Here is a 17801-nt window from a genome sequence, read left to right on the forward strand (position 1 = left end):
CTCCCCGCCATGCTCGGCCAACATCCGCAACGCACGCGCCTTGACCTCCGGATCAATCTTCTTGGGCATACCGCTCATCCTTCCTGACTCAAAAGGAAGCGGCACGAAACCCGGGGGGATTCAGGTTGACGAACAGCATCGGTTCCACACGACCTCCTTCCGACCTCTCACCGGGTACAGACCTGAGGGGCGCCTCAAATTCATCGCTGCGGGCCCAATAGGCTTCACCGCATGGGTGTCATCTATCTGGTGCGTCACGGGCAGGCCGATCCGAAGGCGTATGGGGTGGTGGGCACGGAATCGACGAGCGCATCCGGTGAGGTCGGCGGATTGACCGAGGCCGGGCAGGTGCAGGCCCGACTGACCGGGGCCCTGCTGGCCGGGCGGACCGCAGAGTTCACCGCCGCCGTCAGCGGTGACCTCCCCCGGCAACGCGACACCCTCGCCGGCGTGACGAGTGCCTTCGACTCGACGCCGCCACCGGCTGTCGATCCGCGCTGGAACGAATACGAGATGCCTGCCCTCGTCGGCGAGGCGAGTGCGGCGGAGTACGCCGACGGCCGTGGTTATCAGCAACGCCTCGACGCGTCGCTGGCGCATTGGATCGATCAGACGGGACATCCCGACGCGACCTCTGATGGCACCGGGGAGACCTACGCGCACTTCCGCGCCCGCGTCGACGCTGCCGGACGCGACGCCGCCGCGCTGGCCGGTAGCGGTCAGACGGTGTTGGTGGTGTCGTCGGCGGGTGTGATCAGCCAGTGGATCGCCGACCTGTGGGGTGTACCCCCGGAGAAGTGGCCGACGGTGTCACGGGCGATGGTCAACGCGTCGGTGACCAAGCTGATCGTCGGTCGACGCGGGGTGTCGGTGGTGTCGTTCAACGAACACGCGCACCTCGACGACCGCGACGGCGGGGTCGCCACCTTTCGGTAGGAGAACCCCGATTCCGTTGACGGCGCTCTGTTCCGCGTTGACAGCGCTCTGAATTCCGTTGACGGCGCTCTGAATTCCGTTGACAGCGCCCTGAGTTCGTTGACAGCGCCCTTGATTTCGTTGACAGCGCCCTGAGTTCGTTGACAGCGCCCTGTTCCGATGCCATTGCCTCAGGACGGAACCAGCGCTACCACCGGAGGTCTCGACACCTCCTCGGCTAGCGCCTCGTCGGGCTCGACCGGCGAAAAATGGTTTCCCTCAAAGAAACTCAGAGCGCTGTCAACGCCAGACCGAGCGCTGTCAACGAGATTCAGAGCGCTGTCAACGTGCTCGGGTTACCCGAGGTAGCGCAGCCCGTTGGCGATGAACTCGGCGGTGGCCTCCGACGCCTTCTCGGCACCGGCCTCGGCCGACGCGCCGACGCGGGCGCGATGACTGATCCCCTCGGCGATGACGCCGAGCTTGAGGCTCGCCAGTCCGAGGTAGAATTCCCAGTCGCCCAGGTCGTTTCCGGTCGCGGTGACGTATCGCTGGGCGATCTCGTCGGCCGATGGATACCGGGGCGAGGTCCACGCGGCATCGAAACCGAGGACGACGTCGAACACCGGCTCCCGGTACACGCACATCAACGCCACATCGGTGATGGGGTCGCCGAGGGTTGACATCTCCCAGTCCACCACGGCGGCAACCTTTCCCGGATCATTCGGATCGAGGATGGTGTTGTCGACGCGGTAGTCGCCGTGCACGATGGTGGCCCGCGCATCGTCGGGCACGCGCTCGGACAGCAGGGTCACCAGCTTCTCGACGTCGGGCAGTTCCCGGGTCTTGACGATCCCCCACTGACGCGACCACAGTTTCACCTGTCGCGCGGCAAAGCCTGCGGGACGGCCGAATTCGCCGAGCCCGACCGCTTCGTAGTCGACGGCGTGCAACCGCGCCAGCGTCGTGACCAGGCCGTCGAGGTTGCGTGCGACGTCATCATCGGAGAGTTGGTCGAGTTCGTCGGCGGTCCGGATCACCGACCCGTCGATGAACTCCACGACGGTGCACGGTGCGCCGAGGATGTCACCATCGGCGTCGAAGACCACCGTGGGCGCCACCGGCACGTCGGTCTGCCCCAGTGCCCGTGTCACCGTCCACTCACGAGCCATGTCGTGCGCCGACGGTGTCAGCCCACCGGTCGGGGGACGGCGCGCGATCCACCGGGTCACCCCGTCGGTCACCGAGAACGTCAGGTTGGACTTGCCGCCACTGATCAGATCGATGCTCAGGTCGCCGACAACATCGACACCGTTGTCCTCCAGGAACTTCCGCAGAACCACGGCGTCGAGAACCTGCCGCGGATCCACCGACGTCGCGCTCATCGCTTTGCCTCGGCGGCGGCAGCGGCCTTGCGGGCGCGGCCGATCGCCCGCCGGGCGATGGCCCAGCGATGCACCTCGGAGGGGCCGTCGTAGATCCGGAACGGGCGCAGCTCGCGCTGCAGGCGTGCGAGCGGCAGGTCGTCGGAAACCCCCATCCCGCCACACATCTGGATACTGCGGTCGACGATGCGGTTGAATGCCTCGGCGGCAAAGGTTTTGGCGATCGACGTCTCGTTGGACGCATGCTTGCCGAGATCGAGTTCTGCGCAGGCCTTCACCAGCAGGGCACGTGCGGCGGCCAGGTCGATCTCGTTGTCGGCCACCATCTGCTGGATCATGCCGAGATCACCGAGGGTGCCACCGAAACCCTCACGGCGAGAGACGTAGTCGACGGCGATGTCGTGACAGCGCACGGCCGAACCCATCCACCGCATCACGTGCGTCATCCGGGCGGGGCCGAGACGCACCTGCGCATACCGGTAGCCCTCGTCGACCTCGCCGAGGACGTCCTCGTCGGGGACGAAGACGTCGGTGAAGGTGACCTCGCAGTGCCCACCCACCATCGACCGGTCGATGGTGTGGATGTGTCGTCCGACAACGATGCCTTCGCGATCGGCCGGGGCCAGGAACATGGTGGCACCACCCCGATCACCGGGCGAACCCGCGGTGCGGGCCATGATGATGAAGAAGCCCGCACCGTCGGCACCGGTGATGAATCGCTTCTCGCCGTTGATCTTCCAGCCGCCGTCGACCTTGACGGCCGCGGTCCGCAGGGCATTGGGATCACTGCCGGCACCGGGTGACGGCTCTGTCATCGCGAACGCCGACCGCACGTCACCGGTGGCGAGCGGCGCGAGATACCGATGCCGCTGCTCCTCGCTCGCGATGTGGGCGAGCATGTGCACATTGCCCTCGTCCGGCGCGCCGATGTGCAGGGCCACCGGGCCGAAGGTCGAGTAACCGGCGGACTCGAAGACCGGTGCGCGGTCGGACATGTCGAGTCCGAGTCCACCGAACTCCACCGGCGCGTGCGGTGCGAAGACGCCGGCCTCCTTGGCCTTGGCGTTCATCTCCCGGCGTACGTCGTCACCACCGGCCGCCTCGATGTCGCCGCCGAACTTCTCCTCGATCGGCGGCACCTCCTCGCGGATGAACTGCGACGTCTTCTCGACGAGGTCGACGACGTCGGGGCCGTAGCTCAGGTCGATGGGCATGGGGTCTCCTCACTGGAGCCCGGCCGACCACCGCGCTGGACTCGCGCTCGCCGACCGAGCGTTCGCTCCGTCGAGCAGACACACTGCCATCCCGGCCCACGGCGGTCAAGTACCTCGTCGACGACCGTCGACGAGAGCGTCAGCCCCGACCGTAACCCACGATGTCACGCGCGATCTTCAGATTGCGTTTGATCAACTCGTCGGCGTCGAGCTCCCCGTCGAGTTTGAACCAGGTGGACACCCCGACGCACATGGTGGCCACCGCACGGCTGGTGTCCTTGGGATACTCGGTGGCGAAGTCGCCGGCGGCGACCCCGGCGAAGACGATCTCGTCGACCATCCGCTGCTGACGATCCCGGTGCCCGATGTAGGTCGACTTGTACGAGTCGTCGAGGCTCCGGATCTCGGTGGAACCGACAAACGCCTGCTCCCGGCGATACATGTGGAACCGCAACAACGATTCGACCACCGCGTCGAATTGATCGACGGGTTCGTCACCGGCCTCGACGATGGCCTGCGCCGAGCGCGCGAGCAGATCGGTCATGGTGCGTTCGAGCAACCCCTGCAGCAGGGACTGCTTGGACGGGTAGTGATGGTAGAGCCCGGGCACCGACAGGTTGGCGCGCGCGGCGATCTCCCGGACGGACGTGCCGTGATAGCCGTGCTCGGCGAATGCCGCCAACGCCGCGGCCAGCGGAACCGGCAGTTCGGGCTCGCCGAAGTCACGCCACGACGTCGTCGTGCGCGCAGCTCCGCCGGCCTCGACTCCGTCAGTCATGAGTCCAACATATCCTCACCGGGCTCAGTGGCCACACTCCTGGTGACCACCTGCACCAGCGACATCATCAGGCCGACACTGAGCTCGACCACCTCATCCCGATCCAGTGGGATCTCGCCGTCGAGCCACGTCGACAGCAGTCGGCCCAGGCCACCGACCTGAAACTGGGCCGCGGCGATGGCCCGCGGCCCCGCCTCGGCGTCGAGGGCGTCGCTGGCCGCATGCAGGGTCAGCATGGCGAACAGCGAACTCGACTCGCTGCGTTTGGCCGCGAGCACCGGCGACAACAGCGACGGCGAGAACAGCAGCGATCCCTTGCGTCGGTCGTCGTCGATCACGTCGACGATGGCCCCGACGGCCCCGGAGACCTTGTCCTCGATGCCGATGCCCGCGGCGAAGGCGGTCAGCGCCGAATCCGAGATCTCCTCGATCACCTGGTCGAAGGTCGCCTCGACCAGCGCGTCGGCGGATTCGAAACTCTCGTAGAAGTACCGCGGATTGAGGCCCGAGGCCCGGCAGACGCCGCGCACGGTCACCGCCCCCTCGGTGTCGAGGAGCCCCAGAGCGGAATCGATCAGGGCCTCCCGCCGACGAGAGACCCGCTCGTCGCCGTCGACGCCCCCGTAGGACCGCAGGACCGAGGACCGCTCGCCCTGGGTGGTTCCACGAGGATCGGTCGCCGGCCGGTCACCAACAGACGGGTCATTCACGCGTCCCATCTTGACACCTCCGGCATCGGCAAGGTTCAATCATGGCCATCAGGAAACGTTCGTTTCCAGATAATCCGACGGCCTGAGGGGTGCCGACGGATCGATCGCACAACCGGAGGTCGGGACATGACAGTGCAGAACTCTGCCGCCGCGCGGCAGGAATCGCCGGACGATTCGCTGAGCGCCAACCTGGCGGCCGAACAGCCCGACACCGAATTCCTGCCCCGAGTCGCACGGATGTCGCGCGCCGAGCTCGACGCCCTGCCCGCCTCGAACATGGAGATGCTGGGCATCGCGACGCTGGCCGGACCGGCGAACGTCATCATGCAGCTCGCGCTGCCCGCGGTCGGTTACGGCGTCTACGAGAGCCGCGTCGATTCCGGAAATCTGTTCAAACACCCGGTCAAGCGCACCCGGACCACGCTGAGCTATCTCGCCGTCGCCGCCAGTGGCGACCCGAAGATCCGCAAGGCCTACCGTCGCGCGGTCGGCCGGGCGCACGCCAAGGTCCGGTCCACCCCGGAGAGCCCGGTCAAATACAACGCGTTCGACCCGAATCTGCAGCTGTGGGTGGCGGCCTGCCTGTACAAGGGGTGGGAGGACGTCCAGCGCATCTTCGGCGATCCCGCGGCCATCACCGAGGAGGCCTACCAGGCCGGTGCCGTCATGGGCACCACCCTGCAGATGCCCCGCGAGATGTGGCCGGCCACCCGTGCGGACTTCGACGTCTACTGGAACGGGATGATCGACTCGCTCGAGATCGACCCGGTGATCCGCGAACACCTGATGCAGATCGCCCGGATGGGCTTCGCCGGTTCGACGATGTCGCGGCTGTTCGGATGGCATTCGGAGATCTTCGCCATCGGCTTCCTCGACGAGGGATTCCGCCGGGCGATGGGTGTCGAGTTCAAGCCGTGGCAGCAGCGTTTCTTCGACGTTCACAACAAGATCGCCCGGGCGATGATCGCGCACTTCCCGAAGTGGTTGCGCGCCTTCCCGTTCAATCTGCTGCTCACCGACGTCAAATGGCGCATCCGCACCAAGCGGCCGCTGGTCTGAGCATCACCCAAGCCACCTCAGCACTGTGAGGCCCCCCGGTCACCCGACCGGCGGGCCTCACAGTCGTTTCAGCACACCGGAATCGAGCTCCGCGACGCTGGTGTGTCCGGACAGTCCGAGGGTGAGGTCGAGTTCGGCGATGATGTTGGCCACCGCGTCCCGCGCTCCGGCGGCACCGGCGATCGCCAGTCCGTACATGTGCGGGCGTCCGATGCAGACGGCGTCGGCACCGAGCGCTAGTGCCTTGAAAACGTCTGCGCCGGTGTAGATCCCGGAATCGACGAGAACAGTGCACCGCCCGTCGACGGCGGGTGCGATGTCGGCGAGCGCATCGATGGAACTGATCTCACCGTCGATCTGACGACCTCCGTGATTGGAGACGATGATGCCGTCGATGCCGGCGTCGACGGCCATCCGCGCGTCGTCGGGATGCAGGACGCCCTTGAGGACGATCGGCAGCGACGTCCGCTCCCGCAGCGATGCGATCTCGGTCCAGCTCAGCGACGGCCGCGAGTAGATGTCCAGGAAGGTCTGCACCCCGACGCGGGGCTCCGGCGCGATGATGTTGCGCAGCAACGATCCCGGCGTGTTCCGCGCGATGGAGAACAGGGTCTTGAGAGCACCGAGGGAGATCTCGGGTTTCTCCGACGGCCCGGCCGCGCGGTCGGCGACGATCTCGGCGAAGCGCGGATCGGAGGTGTACTGCGCGATCCCCTCGGCCCGGGCGAAGGGCAGCGAACCGAGATTGAGATCCTGAGGCCGCCACCCGAGCATCGTGGTGTCGAGAGTGACGGCCACCGCCTGCGCACCGCACCGCTGCGCACGTGCGAGCAGCGAGTCGACGAGGTCGTCGTCGGTCGACCAATACAACTGGAACCACCGGGGCGCCCCGGGCCGCACCCGGTCCATCTCCGCGGCCACCGTCTCCATCGGGGCGCTGCCCTGGTTCGAGAAGATATAGGGCACACCGAGTTCGGCGGCGGCATGCCCGATGTGGACGTCGGCATCCCGCAGCGCGAGCCCACCCGCACCCACCGGCGCGAACAGGATCGGCGCCGGCAACCGGGCGCCGAAGAGGTCGACCTCCAGGCTGCGCTGCGACACATCACGCAGCACCCGCGGCACGATCGCCCACCGATCGAGGGCACTGCGGTTGGCGGTCATCGTCCGACCCTCGCCGGCACCGCCCGCGATATACGCCCACGCCCGTTCCGACATGACCTTGCGCGCCCGGCGTTCGAGTTCGGCGAAGTCCGTCGGCACCGCCGGCCGGCGGTTGTGGATGCCCGCGGTGTAGATCTCGTTCTGACGTTCGCGTCCGGCGCCTACGGTCATCGTCGACCTCCTGCCTCGGTGTGGTGTGTGCACCGATCACACCACGGGATCGACAGATATGAGGGCATCAGGCCACGTGTCACACCGACGCGATCAACGCGGCACCCATACCGATCATGATGACGGCGACGACGGCGTCGAGGATGCGCCACGCGCGCGGTTTCGCGAACAGGGGAGCCATCCGCCGGCTTCCCCCACCGAGGATGGTGAACCACAGGATGCTCGCCACGCAGGCGCCGATCGCAAAGGCCCACTTGCCGTTTCCATGTCCGTTGGCGATCGCGCCCATGGTCAGCACGGTGTCGAGGTAGACGTGCGGGTTGAGCCAGGTGAGCGCCAGGGCGGTGCCGATGGCCATCCAGCGCGACGTGGTCGCCGCCTCGCCGGTATCGGTGGCCATCCCGGTGCCGCTGCGCAGGCTGCGCTTGGCGGCCATCAGTCCGAGCACGATCACGTAGGCGCCGCCGAGCAGTGTGGCCACGGTGATCAGCGCCGGATGCGCGCTGACCAGGGCACCCAGTCCGGCGACGCCCGCGGTGATCAGCACGACGTCGGACACCGCGCACACCGCCACCACCTGGGCCACGTGGGCCCGGCGCACCCCCTGCCGCAACACGAAGACGTTCTGCGGGCCGATCGCGATGATCAGACCCGCTCCGGTCAGCAATCCGGCCAGGGCCGGCATCCAGAATCCGCTCATGTCCTCGACGCTACGAGCGCGCCGAACCCACGTACAGCGAATCTTTTTCAGGAATCATTAGAATCACTTATGTGGAGTTGGATCCGGACGGACTGGAGACGCTGTCGGCGGTGCTGCGTGAGGGAACCTTCGAGGCCGCCGCCCGGTCTCTGCACATCACACCGTCGGCGGTCAGTCAGCGCATCAAGGCGATGGAGCACGGCGTCGGACGTGTCCTGCTGAGACGGACGAAGCCGGTGCAGGCCACCCGCGACGGCGAGGTCGTGATCCGGCTGGCCCGACAGTGGGAGTTGCTGCGCACCGAGGCGGAGCTGGAGCTGGTCGGTTCGACCTCCGGCGACCACCCGCCCGACGATCCGGCCGCCGCACCGCAGTTGATCCATCTGCCGATCGCGGCCAATGCCGATTCGCTGGCCACCTGGCTGCTGCCGGCGCTGGCGCGTTTTCATCACTCGAATCCGGGTGCGGTGGAGGTGATCCGCGACGACGAGAGCCGCAACTCCGACTACCTGCGCAGCGGTGAGGTGCTCGGCGCCATCACCTCACTCCCCGATCGCATCCGCGGCTGCCACACCCAACCGCTCGGCTCGATGCGCTACATCCCGGTCGCCACACCCGATTTCCTCGCCCGCTGGATGCCGCAGGGCCCCACCGATGCCGCGTTGGCGCGGGCCCCGATGGTGCACTACGACCGACGCGACAACCTGCAACGCGAGGCGTTGCGTCTGCTCACCCGGATACCGAGCGATCCGCCCGCGATCTACATCCCGGCATCCACCGAGTACCACCGCGCCATCGAATTCGGGATGGGATGGGGCCTGACACCGCGCGTCCAGATCGCCGACGCCCTCGATCACGGCAGGCTGGTGACCATCACCGACCGGCGCGTCGAGGTCCCGCTCTTCTGGCAGTACTGGAAACTCGCCTCGCCGTTGCTGTCGGCGCTGACCGACGAGATCACCCGGTCGGCCGCCGAGCACCTCACCGACGACTGACCGGGGTGCCGCAGAAATTCAGGGCGCGGCGGGCGGGTCGTCCCGATCCGCCTGTGACACAACAGTATCGGGCTCGACGGTCTTCGGCTCGACGAACGCCGCACCGGTCATCTCGTCGTGCACCACCGCCGCCGCAACCGCCTGCGCCTCGTCGGTGAGCGGATGAGCCACCTCGTCACGCCAGAGCCGGGCGGCCAGATAGAACCCGACGGCGACGGGGACCGGGATGAGTCCGCACAGCACGAAGGTGGTGGTCACGCCGATCGCGTGACTGACCGGAGCGACCAGCGCCATCGACACCGGCATCAGCACCACCGAGACGAAGAAGTCGAGGCTGGCCACCCGGCCCAGCAGCGCCGGCGGCACCCGACGTTGTAACAGCGTGCCCCACAACACCATCGGGCCGTCGTACAGGATGCCGGTGAGGAATCCGGCGACGATGAACACCCAGGTGTGTTCGGCCACACCCATCAGCACCAGCGGCACCGACGACAGACTCCAGATGCCGAACATCAGAGTGAGATATCGGCGCGGCATCGGAATCGACGCGAACACGAACGAACTCACAGCGGCCCCGACACCGAATGCCGCGAGCACCAGCGAGTGATCGCCGGCCCCACCATTCACCCGCTCGCGCAAGGCAAACGGGATGAGCACCTCGATCGGTCCCATCGTGGCCAGCACCAGCACGGTCGCGAAGAACAGCGTCGCCCACAGCCACGGCGTGCGCCACATGTACACGAATCCCTCGGCCAGGTCGGTGAGCACCGAACGGACCACCGGACCACGCAGGGTGGCCGGGTCGCGACGGACGGCGACCGGCCGCATCAGCAGATAGCACAGTGCCGCACCGACACTCGCGATCGCGGCGATGATGGACGCCTGCGCCGGGGCGGCCACCGAGATCACCGCACCGGCGACCATCGGGCCCACCGCCTGAAACAGCACCGGCCGCGCGATTCCCTCGATTCCGTTGGCCGCCTGCAGCTGTGCGGGTTCGACGATCGCCGGCAACAGCGCCGAGTACGCCGGGTAGTACATGCCGGTGGTGATGCCACCGAGAATCGCGGCGATCACCACGATCGGCAACGTCAGCACCCCGGTGAGTGCGCAGATCGCCACCATGCCGAACGCGATCATCTTGACGATCTCGAGGCCGACGATGATCGACCGCTGGGAGACGCGGTCGGCGAGTACGCCTCCGAACAGCGTCGAGATCACCATGCCGGTGGCCGCCAGGCCCGACGCCAACGACACCTGCCCGGGGCCGCCGCCGATCTCGATGACCTGCCACACCACCGTCACGGTCCACACGCCGTCGGAGAACAACGCCAGCATCAACCCGAACACCAGCCGCCGGTACTGGGCACCGGAGAACGGGCGCAGCACCCGGGGCAGCGACGAGGTGGACACCGAGGAACTCACCTCACGAGCTTGCCTCACACGTTCGGATCAGGACAGTCGATTTCCGGGCGCCGGGCCGGCGCAACCTCCGCGGCACCACCACCGCGGCACACCCTCGCGCCGGTCAGCTCGCCCGCCGGGAGGCCTTCTTGGCGGGCGCCTTCTTGGCCGCGGTCTTCTTCGCCGGGGTTTTCTTGGCGGGCGCCTTCTTCGCGGCGGCCTTCTTGGCCGGGGCCTTCTTCGCGGGCGCCTCGTCCCCGTCGGTATCGGCCGACCGGTCCTTCACCGACGCCCGCAGCGCCGCGAGAAGGTCGGCGACCTCGGAGTCCTCGTCGGTCTCGGAGTCGTCGTCGGACTCGGGGAAGGCCTGCTCACCGCCGGCCTTGGCGTCGATGAGCTTGCTCAACTCCTCCTGGTAGGTGTCGGAGAACTCGCTCGGGTCGTAGTCCTGGGCCATCGAGTCGATCAGCGACGACGCCATCTGCAGTTCCTGATCCCGGATCTCGATGTCCTCGCCGAGGAAACCGAAGTCGGGAGTGCGGACCTCGTCGGGCCACAGCAGCGTCTGCAGGGTCATCACACCGGGCTCGATCACGCGCAGCGCCGCCATCCGCGTCCGGTTGCGCAACGTGAACGACGCGATCGCCAGGCGCTCGGTCTCGGCCAGCGCCTTCGCGAGCAGCACATACGCCTTCGGGGATTTCGAGGACGGCTCGAGGTAATAGGGCTTGTCGAAGTAGATCGGATCGACCTGATCGACAGGGACGAACTCCAGGATCGAGATCTCCGGGCTCTTCTGCACCGGCAGCGACGACAGGTCGTCCTTGGTGAGAATCACCGTGTCCCCCGCCGACGACTCGTAGGCGTTGGCGATGTCGGAGAACTCCACCTCGGTGTCGGTGCCCTCACGCACCCGCCGATAGCGGATGCGGGTGCCGTCGGACGAGTCGACCTGATAGGACTTGCGGTCGTGACTCTCCGTGGCGGAGTACACCTTGACGGGCACGTTCACCAGGCCAAAGCTCAGATCGCCCTTCCATATCGAGCGCATGGTCGCCATTGTGCCATCCCCCGACGGCATCCGCGGCCTGCCGCGCGTAACAGATCGACGTGGCACGCTTGATTCATGGTGGGTGGACAGAGCCTCGAGGTGGACGGTCGCACGATCACGGTGACCAATCTGTCCAAGGTCCTCTACCCGCAGACCGGGACCCGCAAGTTCGATGTCATCGACTATTACGCACGCATCGCGCACGTCATGCTGCCGCATCTCGCACGACGTCTGATCACCCGGAAACGCTGGCCCAACGGCGTGGATTCGACACCTTTCTTCGAGAAGACCGTGCCCGAGGGGGTGCCCGACTGGGTGAGTCGGCACGGCGTCGAACACAGCAGCCGGATCATCGAATACGTCATCGCCGACTCCCCCGCCACCCTGGTGTGGCTGGCCCAGATGGCCGCCCTCGAACTGCACACACCGCAGTGGCGGCTTCCCGAGCACGGACCCGCCGACGCCCCGGATGCGTGCAAGGCCAATCGGGTCGTCTTCGATCTCGACCCCGGACCCGGTGTACCGCTGCGCGAGGTCGCCGAGGTGGCCGGCGCCGTCCGTGAGATGCTCGACGACGTCGGGATCGCCTGCTATCCGGTGACCAGCGGCGGCAAGGGAATTCACGTGTACGGCCGGTTCAACACGCCGGTGTCGCCGGATTCGGCGCGCAAGGTCGCCCACCGGGTCGCGTCGACGCTGGAATGGGAGCATCCCGACGCGATCACCGCGTCGATGTCGAAGGCCAAGCGCGACAACAAGATCTTCATCGACTGGAGCCAGAACAGCGCATCCAAGACCACGCTCTCGCCGTACTCGTTGCGCGGCCGCGAACAACCGTGGGTGGCCGCGCCCCGCTCCTGGGCCGAACTCGCCGACCGCGACATCACGCAGTTGCTCTACACCGATGTCCTCGAACGCGTCGAGGCGGACGGCGACCTGCTCGACGGACTCGACGACCCGTACGACGATGCCGACAGCACCGTCGCCGGCCGCAACGACGACGACGAGGACGAGGCGCATGACGACGGCACGAAGGATGCTGGCACGGGCGGCGGCACGCCGCGTTCCGGCCAGGTCATCAACCTGCGCGATTACCGGCGCAAGCGTGACTCGTCGGCCACCCCCGAACCGTTCGGCGACGAGAACACGGCCCGGCGTCGTGCCCAGTCGGCCGACACCGCCGCGACGGAGCCGATCTTCGTGATCCAGGAGCATCACGCCCGTCGGCTGCACTACGACTTCCGCCTCGAACACGATGGGGTGCTGGTCAGTTGGGCGGTGCCGAAGAATCTGCCGACCGATTCCGACCAGAATCGGCTCGCCGTGCAGACCGAGGATCACCCGTTGGATTACGCCGATTTCGCCGGTGACATCCCGACCGGCGAGTACGGCGGCGGGCATGTCGAGATCTGGGATCGGGGCACCTTCGAGACCGAGAAGTGGCGCGCCGACGAGATCATCGTGAGGCTCAAGGGCGATCGCATCCAGGGCCGCTACGCGCTGATCCGGACCGGCGACAAGAACTGGCTCGCCCACCTGATGAGCGACGAACCGCGCCCGATCCTCCCCGACAGCCTGCGTGATCCGCGGCCGATGCTGGCCACCGACGAACCGATCGACGGTCTCGACGACGAGAAGTGGGCCTTCGAAGGCAAGTGGGACGGCTACCGGCTGCTGGTCCGTTCGATCGGTGGCGAGTTCCGGCTGACCTCGCGTTCGGGCCTCGACATGACCAAGGACTTTCCCGAACTCGCCTCCATCGCCGATGATCTCGGCCTCATCGACGCGGTTCTCGACGGCGAGGTGGTGGCGCTGGACTCGTCGGGCCGCACCAACTTCACCCTCCTCGCCGGCCGCAACGCCACCGACGAGGACTACACCCTCAAGCTGTATCTGTTCGACGTGCTGTATCTCAACGGGACGTCGCTGCTGCGCAAGCCGTGGTCGCAGCGGCGTGAGCTCCTCGAGGAACTCGCACCCGCCTTCCGCCATTCGCGCTACGTCGAGGTGCCACCACTGTTGCCGGGTCCGGGCGCGGTGGCCGCCGAGTACAGTCGCGAACATCAGATGGAAGGCGTTGTGGCCAAACGCCGTTCGTCGGTGTACCAGCAGGGGAAGCGATCGTCGTCGTGGCTCAAGCACAAGAACTGGAGTGACATCGAGGTCGTCATCGGCGGCTGGCGACCGGGGCGTGGCAACCGTTCACACACGATCGGCTCCCTGCTCCTGGGCCTGCCCGAGGAGACCGGTCTACGGTACGTCGGTCGGGTCGGCACCGGGTTCACCGAAGCCCAATTGACCTCTCTTGCCGAGGAACTCGAGCCGCTGACGATCAGTCGCTCACCATTTCTGGACAAGATCGACCGTCCGGTCGCGGCGAACGCCGTGTGGGTGCTCCCGAAGATCGTCGGCGAGGTGCGGTTCATGGACTGGACCAGCACCGGCCACCTCCGCCATCCCAGCTGGCGCGGCATCCGGCGCGACAAACTTCCCGGTGACCTGTGAACATCCTCGGGCCACATCACCTTTCGAAGGAGACAACGATGTCCGCGAACACCGGCGAGATGATCACCCTGACCATGCCCGACGGCACCGCCGAAGCCCATGTGGCACGCCCGGAATCCGCGCCGGACGAGTCCACCCGGCCGGGCGTGTTGTTCTTCATCGACGCCATCGGGTTGCGCCCGCAGACCCGGGCCATGGCCGACCGCATCGCCTCCTGGGGATATATCGTGTTGGTACCCAACGTCTTCTACCGCAGCGGCACCGCCGCGCAGACCTCCCCGTCGGAACCACTGTCGGATGCCGACGCGCGTGCGGCGTTCATGGCCGAGGCGATGCCGCGGGTGCACGGCCTGACACCGGATCTCGCCGCACGCGACATCGAGACGTATCTGGATGCGCTGCACGCACTTCCGGACGTGGCGGCGGGACCCGTCGCGGTGACGGGCTATTGCATGGGCGGACGCCTGGCCCTGCTGGCCGCGGCGACCCGGCCCGACGACGTGGCCGCGGTCGGCATGTTCCACACCGGGCGGCTGGTCACCGACGATCCGGACAGCCCGCATCTGCATCTGGACACCGTCACCGCCGAGATCCTGGCGATCCACGCCGACCACGACCGGTCGATGGATCCGGAGGCGATCGCGAAGCTGGAGCATGCACTCTCGTCCGTGGGGGTCACCCACCACACCTCCGTGTATCCCGGTGCGCCGCACGGATACACGATGGCCGACACCCCGATGTACAACCACGATGCGGCCGAGCATCACTTCGCCGAGCTGGAGAAACTCCTGGAACGCACGCTGGGGTGATCGGTTCAGCCGCGCCGGCCGGCCCGCTCGGCGAAGGCGTCCAGGGCATCGAGGACCTCCGGCGCGCGCCACGCGCGATTCCTGGACCGGTCGGTGAACTCGACGACGATCCCGGCATCGAGCAGCGGTCCCACGTGACGTCGCGGATGGTCCGTCGAGATACCGAGTTCATCGCGCAGCACGACACCATTGACGACGGGACGACGAACCAGCAGGTCGGCAACCCGCCACACGGCCGCATCCTTGCGTGCCGTGATGCTCTCACCCCAGCGCTCACGGATGTCGCGTAACTCCGTCACCAACTGCCGACCGTTGCCGACGGCGCGGATACTCGCGTCGGTGAACCGTTGCACGATCGGCACGAGGTCACCATGCCGAAATGCGGTCAGGGCGGCGAAGTACGCATCGGTGTCGGCGAGCAGCCCGGCGGACACCGGCACGGTGACCCGACGAGTGAGGTCCCTGTGACGCAGCATCGCCTGTACCAGGGCGCGTCCGGTCCGGCCGTTTCCGTCGGTGAAGGGATGGATGGTCTCGAAGTGCGCATGCGCGACCGCAATGTGGGCGAGAACCGGCGGATCATCGCGCCGGATGAATGCGAGAAGGTCGTCGATGGCCGCCGGCACCCGCGAATGGTCGGGCGGTACGAACGTCGCCGACATCGGACTGTTCCCACCGCCGATCCAGACCTGCTCGGTCCGCCACCTCCCCGGTGTATGGCGCGGCTCGTTGCGCATCAGCGCGGCGTGCATCGACAGAATCGCTTCGGCATCAAGGGAATCCGACAACGCGACCGCTGCCATCAGTGCTGCGGTGTTCGCCACGATGGACTCGGCGTTCGCCTTGCCCCGCCCGCCGGGCAACTCGGCCTCGGCAATCGATCGAGCCGACGCCGTCAGATTCTCGATGCGCAAACTGGCGGCCGACTCCGATCGCAACAACACCGCGGCGAACGGCGCGATCTCACCGCCGAGTTCGGCATCGAATCGCGCGACCTCATGCCCGGCATGCTCCATGTCGGCGCGAACATCGGCGGGCACGGCGATGTCCAGGTCGGCGATGTCCGGGACAACGGCAGCCGAGTAGGGGCCGGCCCTGCGCGAGCTGCGCCGGTACCCCTCGTCGAGCCGAGGAATCCATTGCAGCGTCTCGTAGGTGACCGGCTCAAGTGTCGCCATCATACCCGCCACTGCGGCGGTCGAACCGTCGCGATCCCTACAAACCCTGCCGTTTCCGTTGTCCGGCAACGAACCTCGCGGCCATCGTCTGCATCAGCCCCGGTGCGAGCCGGGAGAACCGCCACGCCATCCGCGCCTGGACGGGCACCACCAGCAGTGGGCGATTGCGGGCGATGGCATCGAGTGTCTCCGCAGCCAGCCGTGCCGCCGGGTACGGCGTCGAGATCCCCTGTCCGGACAGGTAATACGTGCGTCCATCGAAGCCGCCGACACCGTCGGCGTCGAGCATCGGTGTCTCCACCGCAGCCGGACACACGGCCAGCACCCCGACGCCGTGCGCGGCCGCCTCCGTGCGCAGCGCCAGCGACAGCCCCACCACCGCATGCTTGCTCATCACATAGCTGGTCAACAGCCCGGCTGCGGTCAGCCCGGCCATCGACGCGGTGTTGACGATATGCCCCGATCCCTGCCGGATCATGTGCGGATAGGCCGCCGCGACGCCGTGGATGACCCCTCGGATGTTGACGTCGACGACGGTGTCCCACTGCTGCGGCGTCAGCATCTCGGTGTTGCCGCCGAGGGCGATTCCGGCGTTGTTGAACATCAGATCGAGGTGCCCATGGCTCTCGACCACCGAGTCGACGATCCCGCGGACGGCCGCCGCATCGGTCACGTCGAGGTGTGCGGCGCCGACGGTGCCGGGTAGCGCGGCGCACGCCTCGGCGACCCGCTGCGCGGCGGCGAGGTCGACGTCGGTGCACGCGACGTCGACGCCGGCGGTCGCGAGGGCCGTCGTGAAGGCCGCACCGATCCCGGACCCGCCGCCGGTGACGATCGCGGTCCGGCCGGCGAAGGTGTCGCTCGCGCGTCGTCGTCGGACCATCGGCCAACTCTGACAGTGAGCCACACCACTGTCAATGTTGACTGGTTGTCCGTATCACACCGCTGGTGTCGTCCGACCCTCGGCGTGCCCCCACCAGGTCATACCGTTAGCCTCATGTGAGTCGAGGACCAAGGAGCTCGTGTGTTCGTTGTCGCCCACATCAGCGACCTTCACTTCAATGGGACGCGGTTCAACCGCGCCCGTATCGAGTCGGCCCTGAGGTACATCAACGCACGCACCGACGGACTCGATGCCCTGCTGGTGACCGGCGACGTCGCCGACGAGGGCAGTCCCAGCGAGTACGTCGAGGCCTACCGGGTCCTGGACTCTCCGCTGCCGATGCTCATCACCGCGGGCAATCACGACGAGCGCAGCAACTTCAGCGCCGAACTCGTCGGAGAACGGACCACCAGCGCCATCAACTCCTCGCTGCTCATCGACGACGTCCTGCTGTTGTCGGTCGACAGTTCCATCCCTGGCCGCAATGACGGCTACCTCGACGACGACACCCTCGCCTGGATGTCGGTACAGATCGAGGCGGCACCCGCCGACACCCGGGTCCTGGTGGCGTTTCATCACCCGCCGGTGACGATCGGCATGACGTTCATGGACACCATCCGCCAGACCGGCGAGGAACGTCTCGCCGAACTGGTGGTGCGGTACCCGAACATCGTCGGATTCGTCTGCGGTCACGCCCATTCGGCGTGCGTGACCCAATTCGCCGGACGCCCACTGTGCATCGCTCCGGGGGTGGCCTCCACGCTGAATCTGCCGTTCGAGGGCACCGAGATCATCAACCGCGGTCAGCCGCCGGGAATCGCGTTCCACATGATCGACGGCGATCGGCTGATCACCCACTTCCGTGCGGTGATGTTCTGAC

Annotated in this window: 16 protein-coding genes; 6 read left to right on the plus strand and 10 right to left on the minus strand. The window is 67.2% G+C overall.

Annotated features, from left to right (window positions below; genetic code table 11):
- Positions 1-231 precede the first annotated feature (231 nt).
- On the plus strand, positions 232-936 hold the full coding sequence (locus ABLE94_RS20140; protein ID WP_348806500.1) for a histidine phosphatase family protein: 705 nt from the start codon (positions 232-234) through the stop codon (positions 934-936).
- 335 nt (positions 937-1271) lie between these two features.
- Here ABLE94_RS20140 and ABLE94_RS20145 read toward each other — a convergent pair whose 3' ends face one another.
- From ABLE94_RS20145 to ABLE94_RS20160, 4 genes are all read right to left on the minus strand, one after another.
- Entirely contained in the window at positions 1272-2300 is a 1029-nt protein-coding gene (locus ABLE94_RS20145) for a phosphotransferase family protein (RefSeq protein ID WP_348809660.1), read from the minus strand.
- Positions 2297-3514, minus strand: a complete 1218-nt coding sequence (locus tag ABLE94_RS20150) for an acyl-CoA dehydrogenase family protein (RefSeq protein WP_348809661.1) — start codon at positions 3512-3514, stop codon at positions 2297-2299. The genes ABLE94_RS20145 and ABLE94_RS20150 overlap by 4 nt, the downstream gene beginning before the upstream one ends.
- Before the next feature lie 139 nt (positions 3515-3653).
- Positions 3654-4292 carry a TetR/AcrR family transcriptional regulator gene (locus ABLE94_RS20155; protein WP_348809662.1) on the minus strand — a complete coding sequence of 213 codons (639 nt, stop codon included), beginning with the start codon at positions 4290-4292 and terminating at the stop codon, positions 3654-3656.
- Positions 4289-5011, minus strand: a complete 723-nt coding sequence (locus tag ABLE94_RS20160) for a TetR/AcrR family transcriptional regulator (RefSeq protein ID WP_348806504.1) — start codon at positions 5009-5011, stop codon at positions 4289-4291. The genes ABLE94_RS20155 and ABLE94_RS20160 overlap by 4 nt, the downstream gene beginning before the upstream one ends.
- A 117-nt stretch (positions 5012-5128) precedes the next feature.
- Here ABLE94_RS20160 and ABLE94_RS20165 point away from each other — a divergent pair, with 117 nt between their 5' ends.
- A complete protein-coding gene (locus ABLE94_RS20165) occupies positions 5129-6061 on the plus strand; it encodes an oxygenase MpaB family protein (protein ID WP_348806505.1) in 933 nt (310 codons plus the stop codon).
- A gap of 57 nt (positions 6062-6118) precedes the next feature.
- Here the strand turns inward: ABLE94_RS20165 and ABLE94_RS20170 are convergent, their stop codons facing one another.
- Positions 6119-7396, minus strand: coding sequence for an alpha-hydroxy-acid oxidizing protein (locus tag ABLE94_RS20170; RefSeq protein WP_348806506.1), 1278 nt, complete (start codon positions 7394-7396; stop codon positions 6119-6121).
- A gap of 79 nt (positions 7397-7475) precedes the next feature.
- Complete coding sequence (locus ABLE94_RS20175; protein ID WP_348809663.1) at positions 7476-8096, minus strand: LysE/ArgO family amino acid transporter; 621 nt, start codon at positions 8094-8096, stop codon at positions 7476-7478.
- Positions 8097-8167: 71 nt separating this feature from the next.
- On the opposite strand from ABLE94_RS20175, the gene ABLE94_RS20180 reads away from it, so the two are divergent.
- The gene (locus ABLE94_RS20180; protein ID WP_348809664.1) at positions 8168-9091 is read left to right on the plus strand and encodes a LysR family transcriptional regulator ArgP; all 924 of its coding nucleotides are present in this window, start codon (positions 8168-8170) and stop codon (positions 9089-9091) included.
- Between the two features lie 18 nt (positions 9092-9109).
- Here ABLE94_RS20180 and ABLE94_RS20185 read toward each other — a convergent pair whose 3' ends face one another.
- Together ABLE94_RS20185 and ku are read right to left on the minus strand one after the other, a co-directional pair.
- Complete coding sequence (locus ABLE94_RS20185) at positions 9110-10516, minus strand: MFS transporter (RefSeq protein WP_348809665.1); 1407 nt, start codon at positions 10514-10516, stop codon at positions 9110-9112.
- A 103-nt stretch (positions 10517-10619) separates the two neighbouring features.
- Positions 10620-11546, minus strand: coding sequence for a non-homologous end joining protein Ku (gene ku / locus ABLE94_RS20190; RefSeq protein ID WP_452210221.1), 927 nt, complete (start codon positions 11544-11546; stop codon positions 10620-10622).
- Between the two features lie 75 nt (positions 11547-11621).
- Here ku and ABLE94_RS20195 point away from each other — a divergent pair, with 75 nt between their 5' ends.
- Both ABLE94_RS20195 and ABLE94_RS20200 read left to right on the plus strand, forming a co-directional pair.
- On the plus strand, positions 11622-14051 hold the full coding sequence (locus tag ABLE94_RS20195) for an ATP-dependent DNA ligase (protein ID WP_348809666.1): 2430 nt from the start codon (positions 11622-11624) through the stop codon (positions 14049-14051).
- 38 nt (positions 14052-14089) lie between these two features.
- Positions 14090-14860, plus strand: a complete 771-nt coding sequence (locus tag ABLE94_RS20200) for a dienelactone hydrolase family protein (protein WP_348809667.1) — start codon at positions 14090-14092, stop codon at positions 14858-14860.
- Positions 14861-14865: 5 nt separating this feature from the next.
- Here ABLE94_RS20200 and ABLE94_RS20205 read toward each other — a convergent pair whose 3' ends face one another.
- Positions 14866-16038, minus strand: coding sequence for a Fic family protein (locus ABLE94_RS20205; protein ID WP_425476256.1), 1173 nt, complete (start codon positions 16036-16038; stop codon positions 14866-14868).
- A gap of 37 nt (positions 16039-16075) precedes the next feature.
- Positions 16076-16921, minus strand: coding sequence for an SDR family NAD(P)-dependent oxidoreductase (locus ABLE94_RS20210; protein WP_348809669.1), 846 nt, complete (start codon positions 16919-16921; stop codon positions 16076-16078).
- A gap of 141 nt (positions 16922-17062) precedes the next feature.
- On the opposite strand from ABLE94_RS20210, the gene ABLE94_RS20215 reads away from it, so the two are divergent.
- Positions 17063-17800, plus strand: coding sequence for a metallophosphoesterase family protein (locus ABLE94_RS20215; protein WP_348809670.1), 738 nt, complete (start codon positions 17063-17065; stop codon positions 17798-17800).
- Position 17801: the final 1 nt, after the last annotated feature.

Source organism: Gordonia sp. VNK1 (genome assembly GCF_040049135.1).
In the GTDB taxonomy this organism is placed as follows: Bacteria; Actinomycetota; Actinomycetes; order Mycobacteriales; family Mycobacteriaceae; genus Gordonia; species Gordonia oleivorans.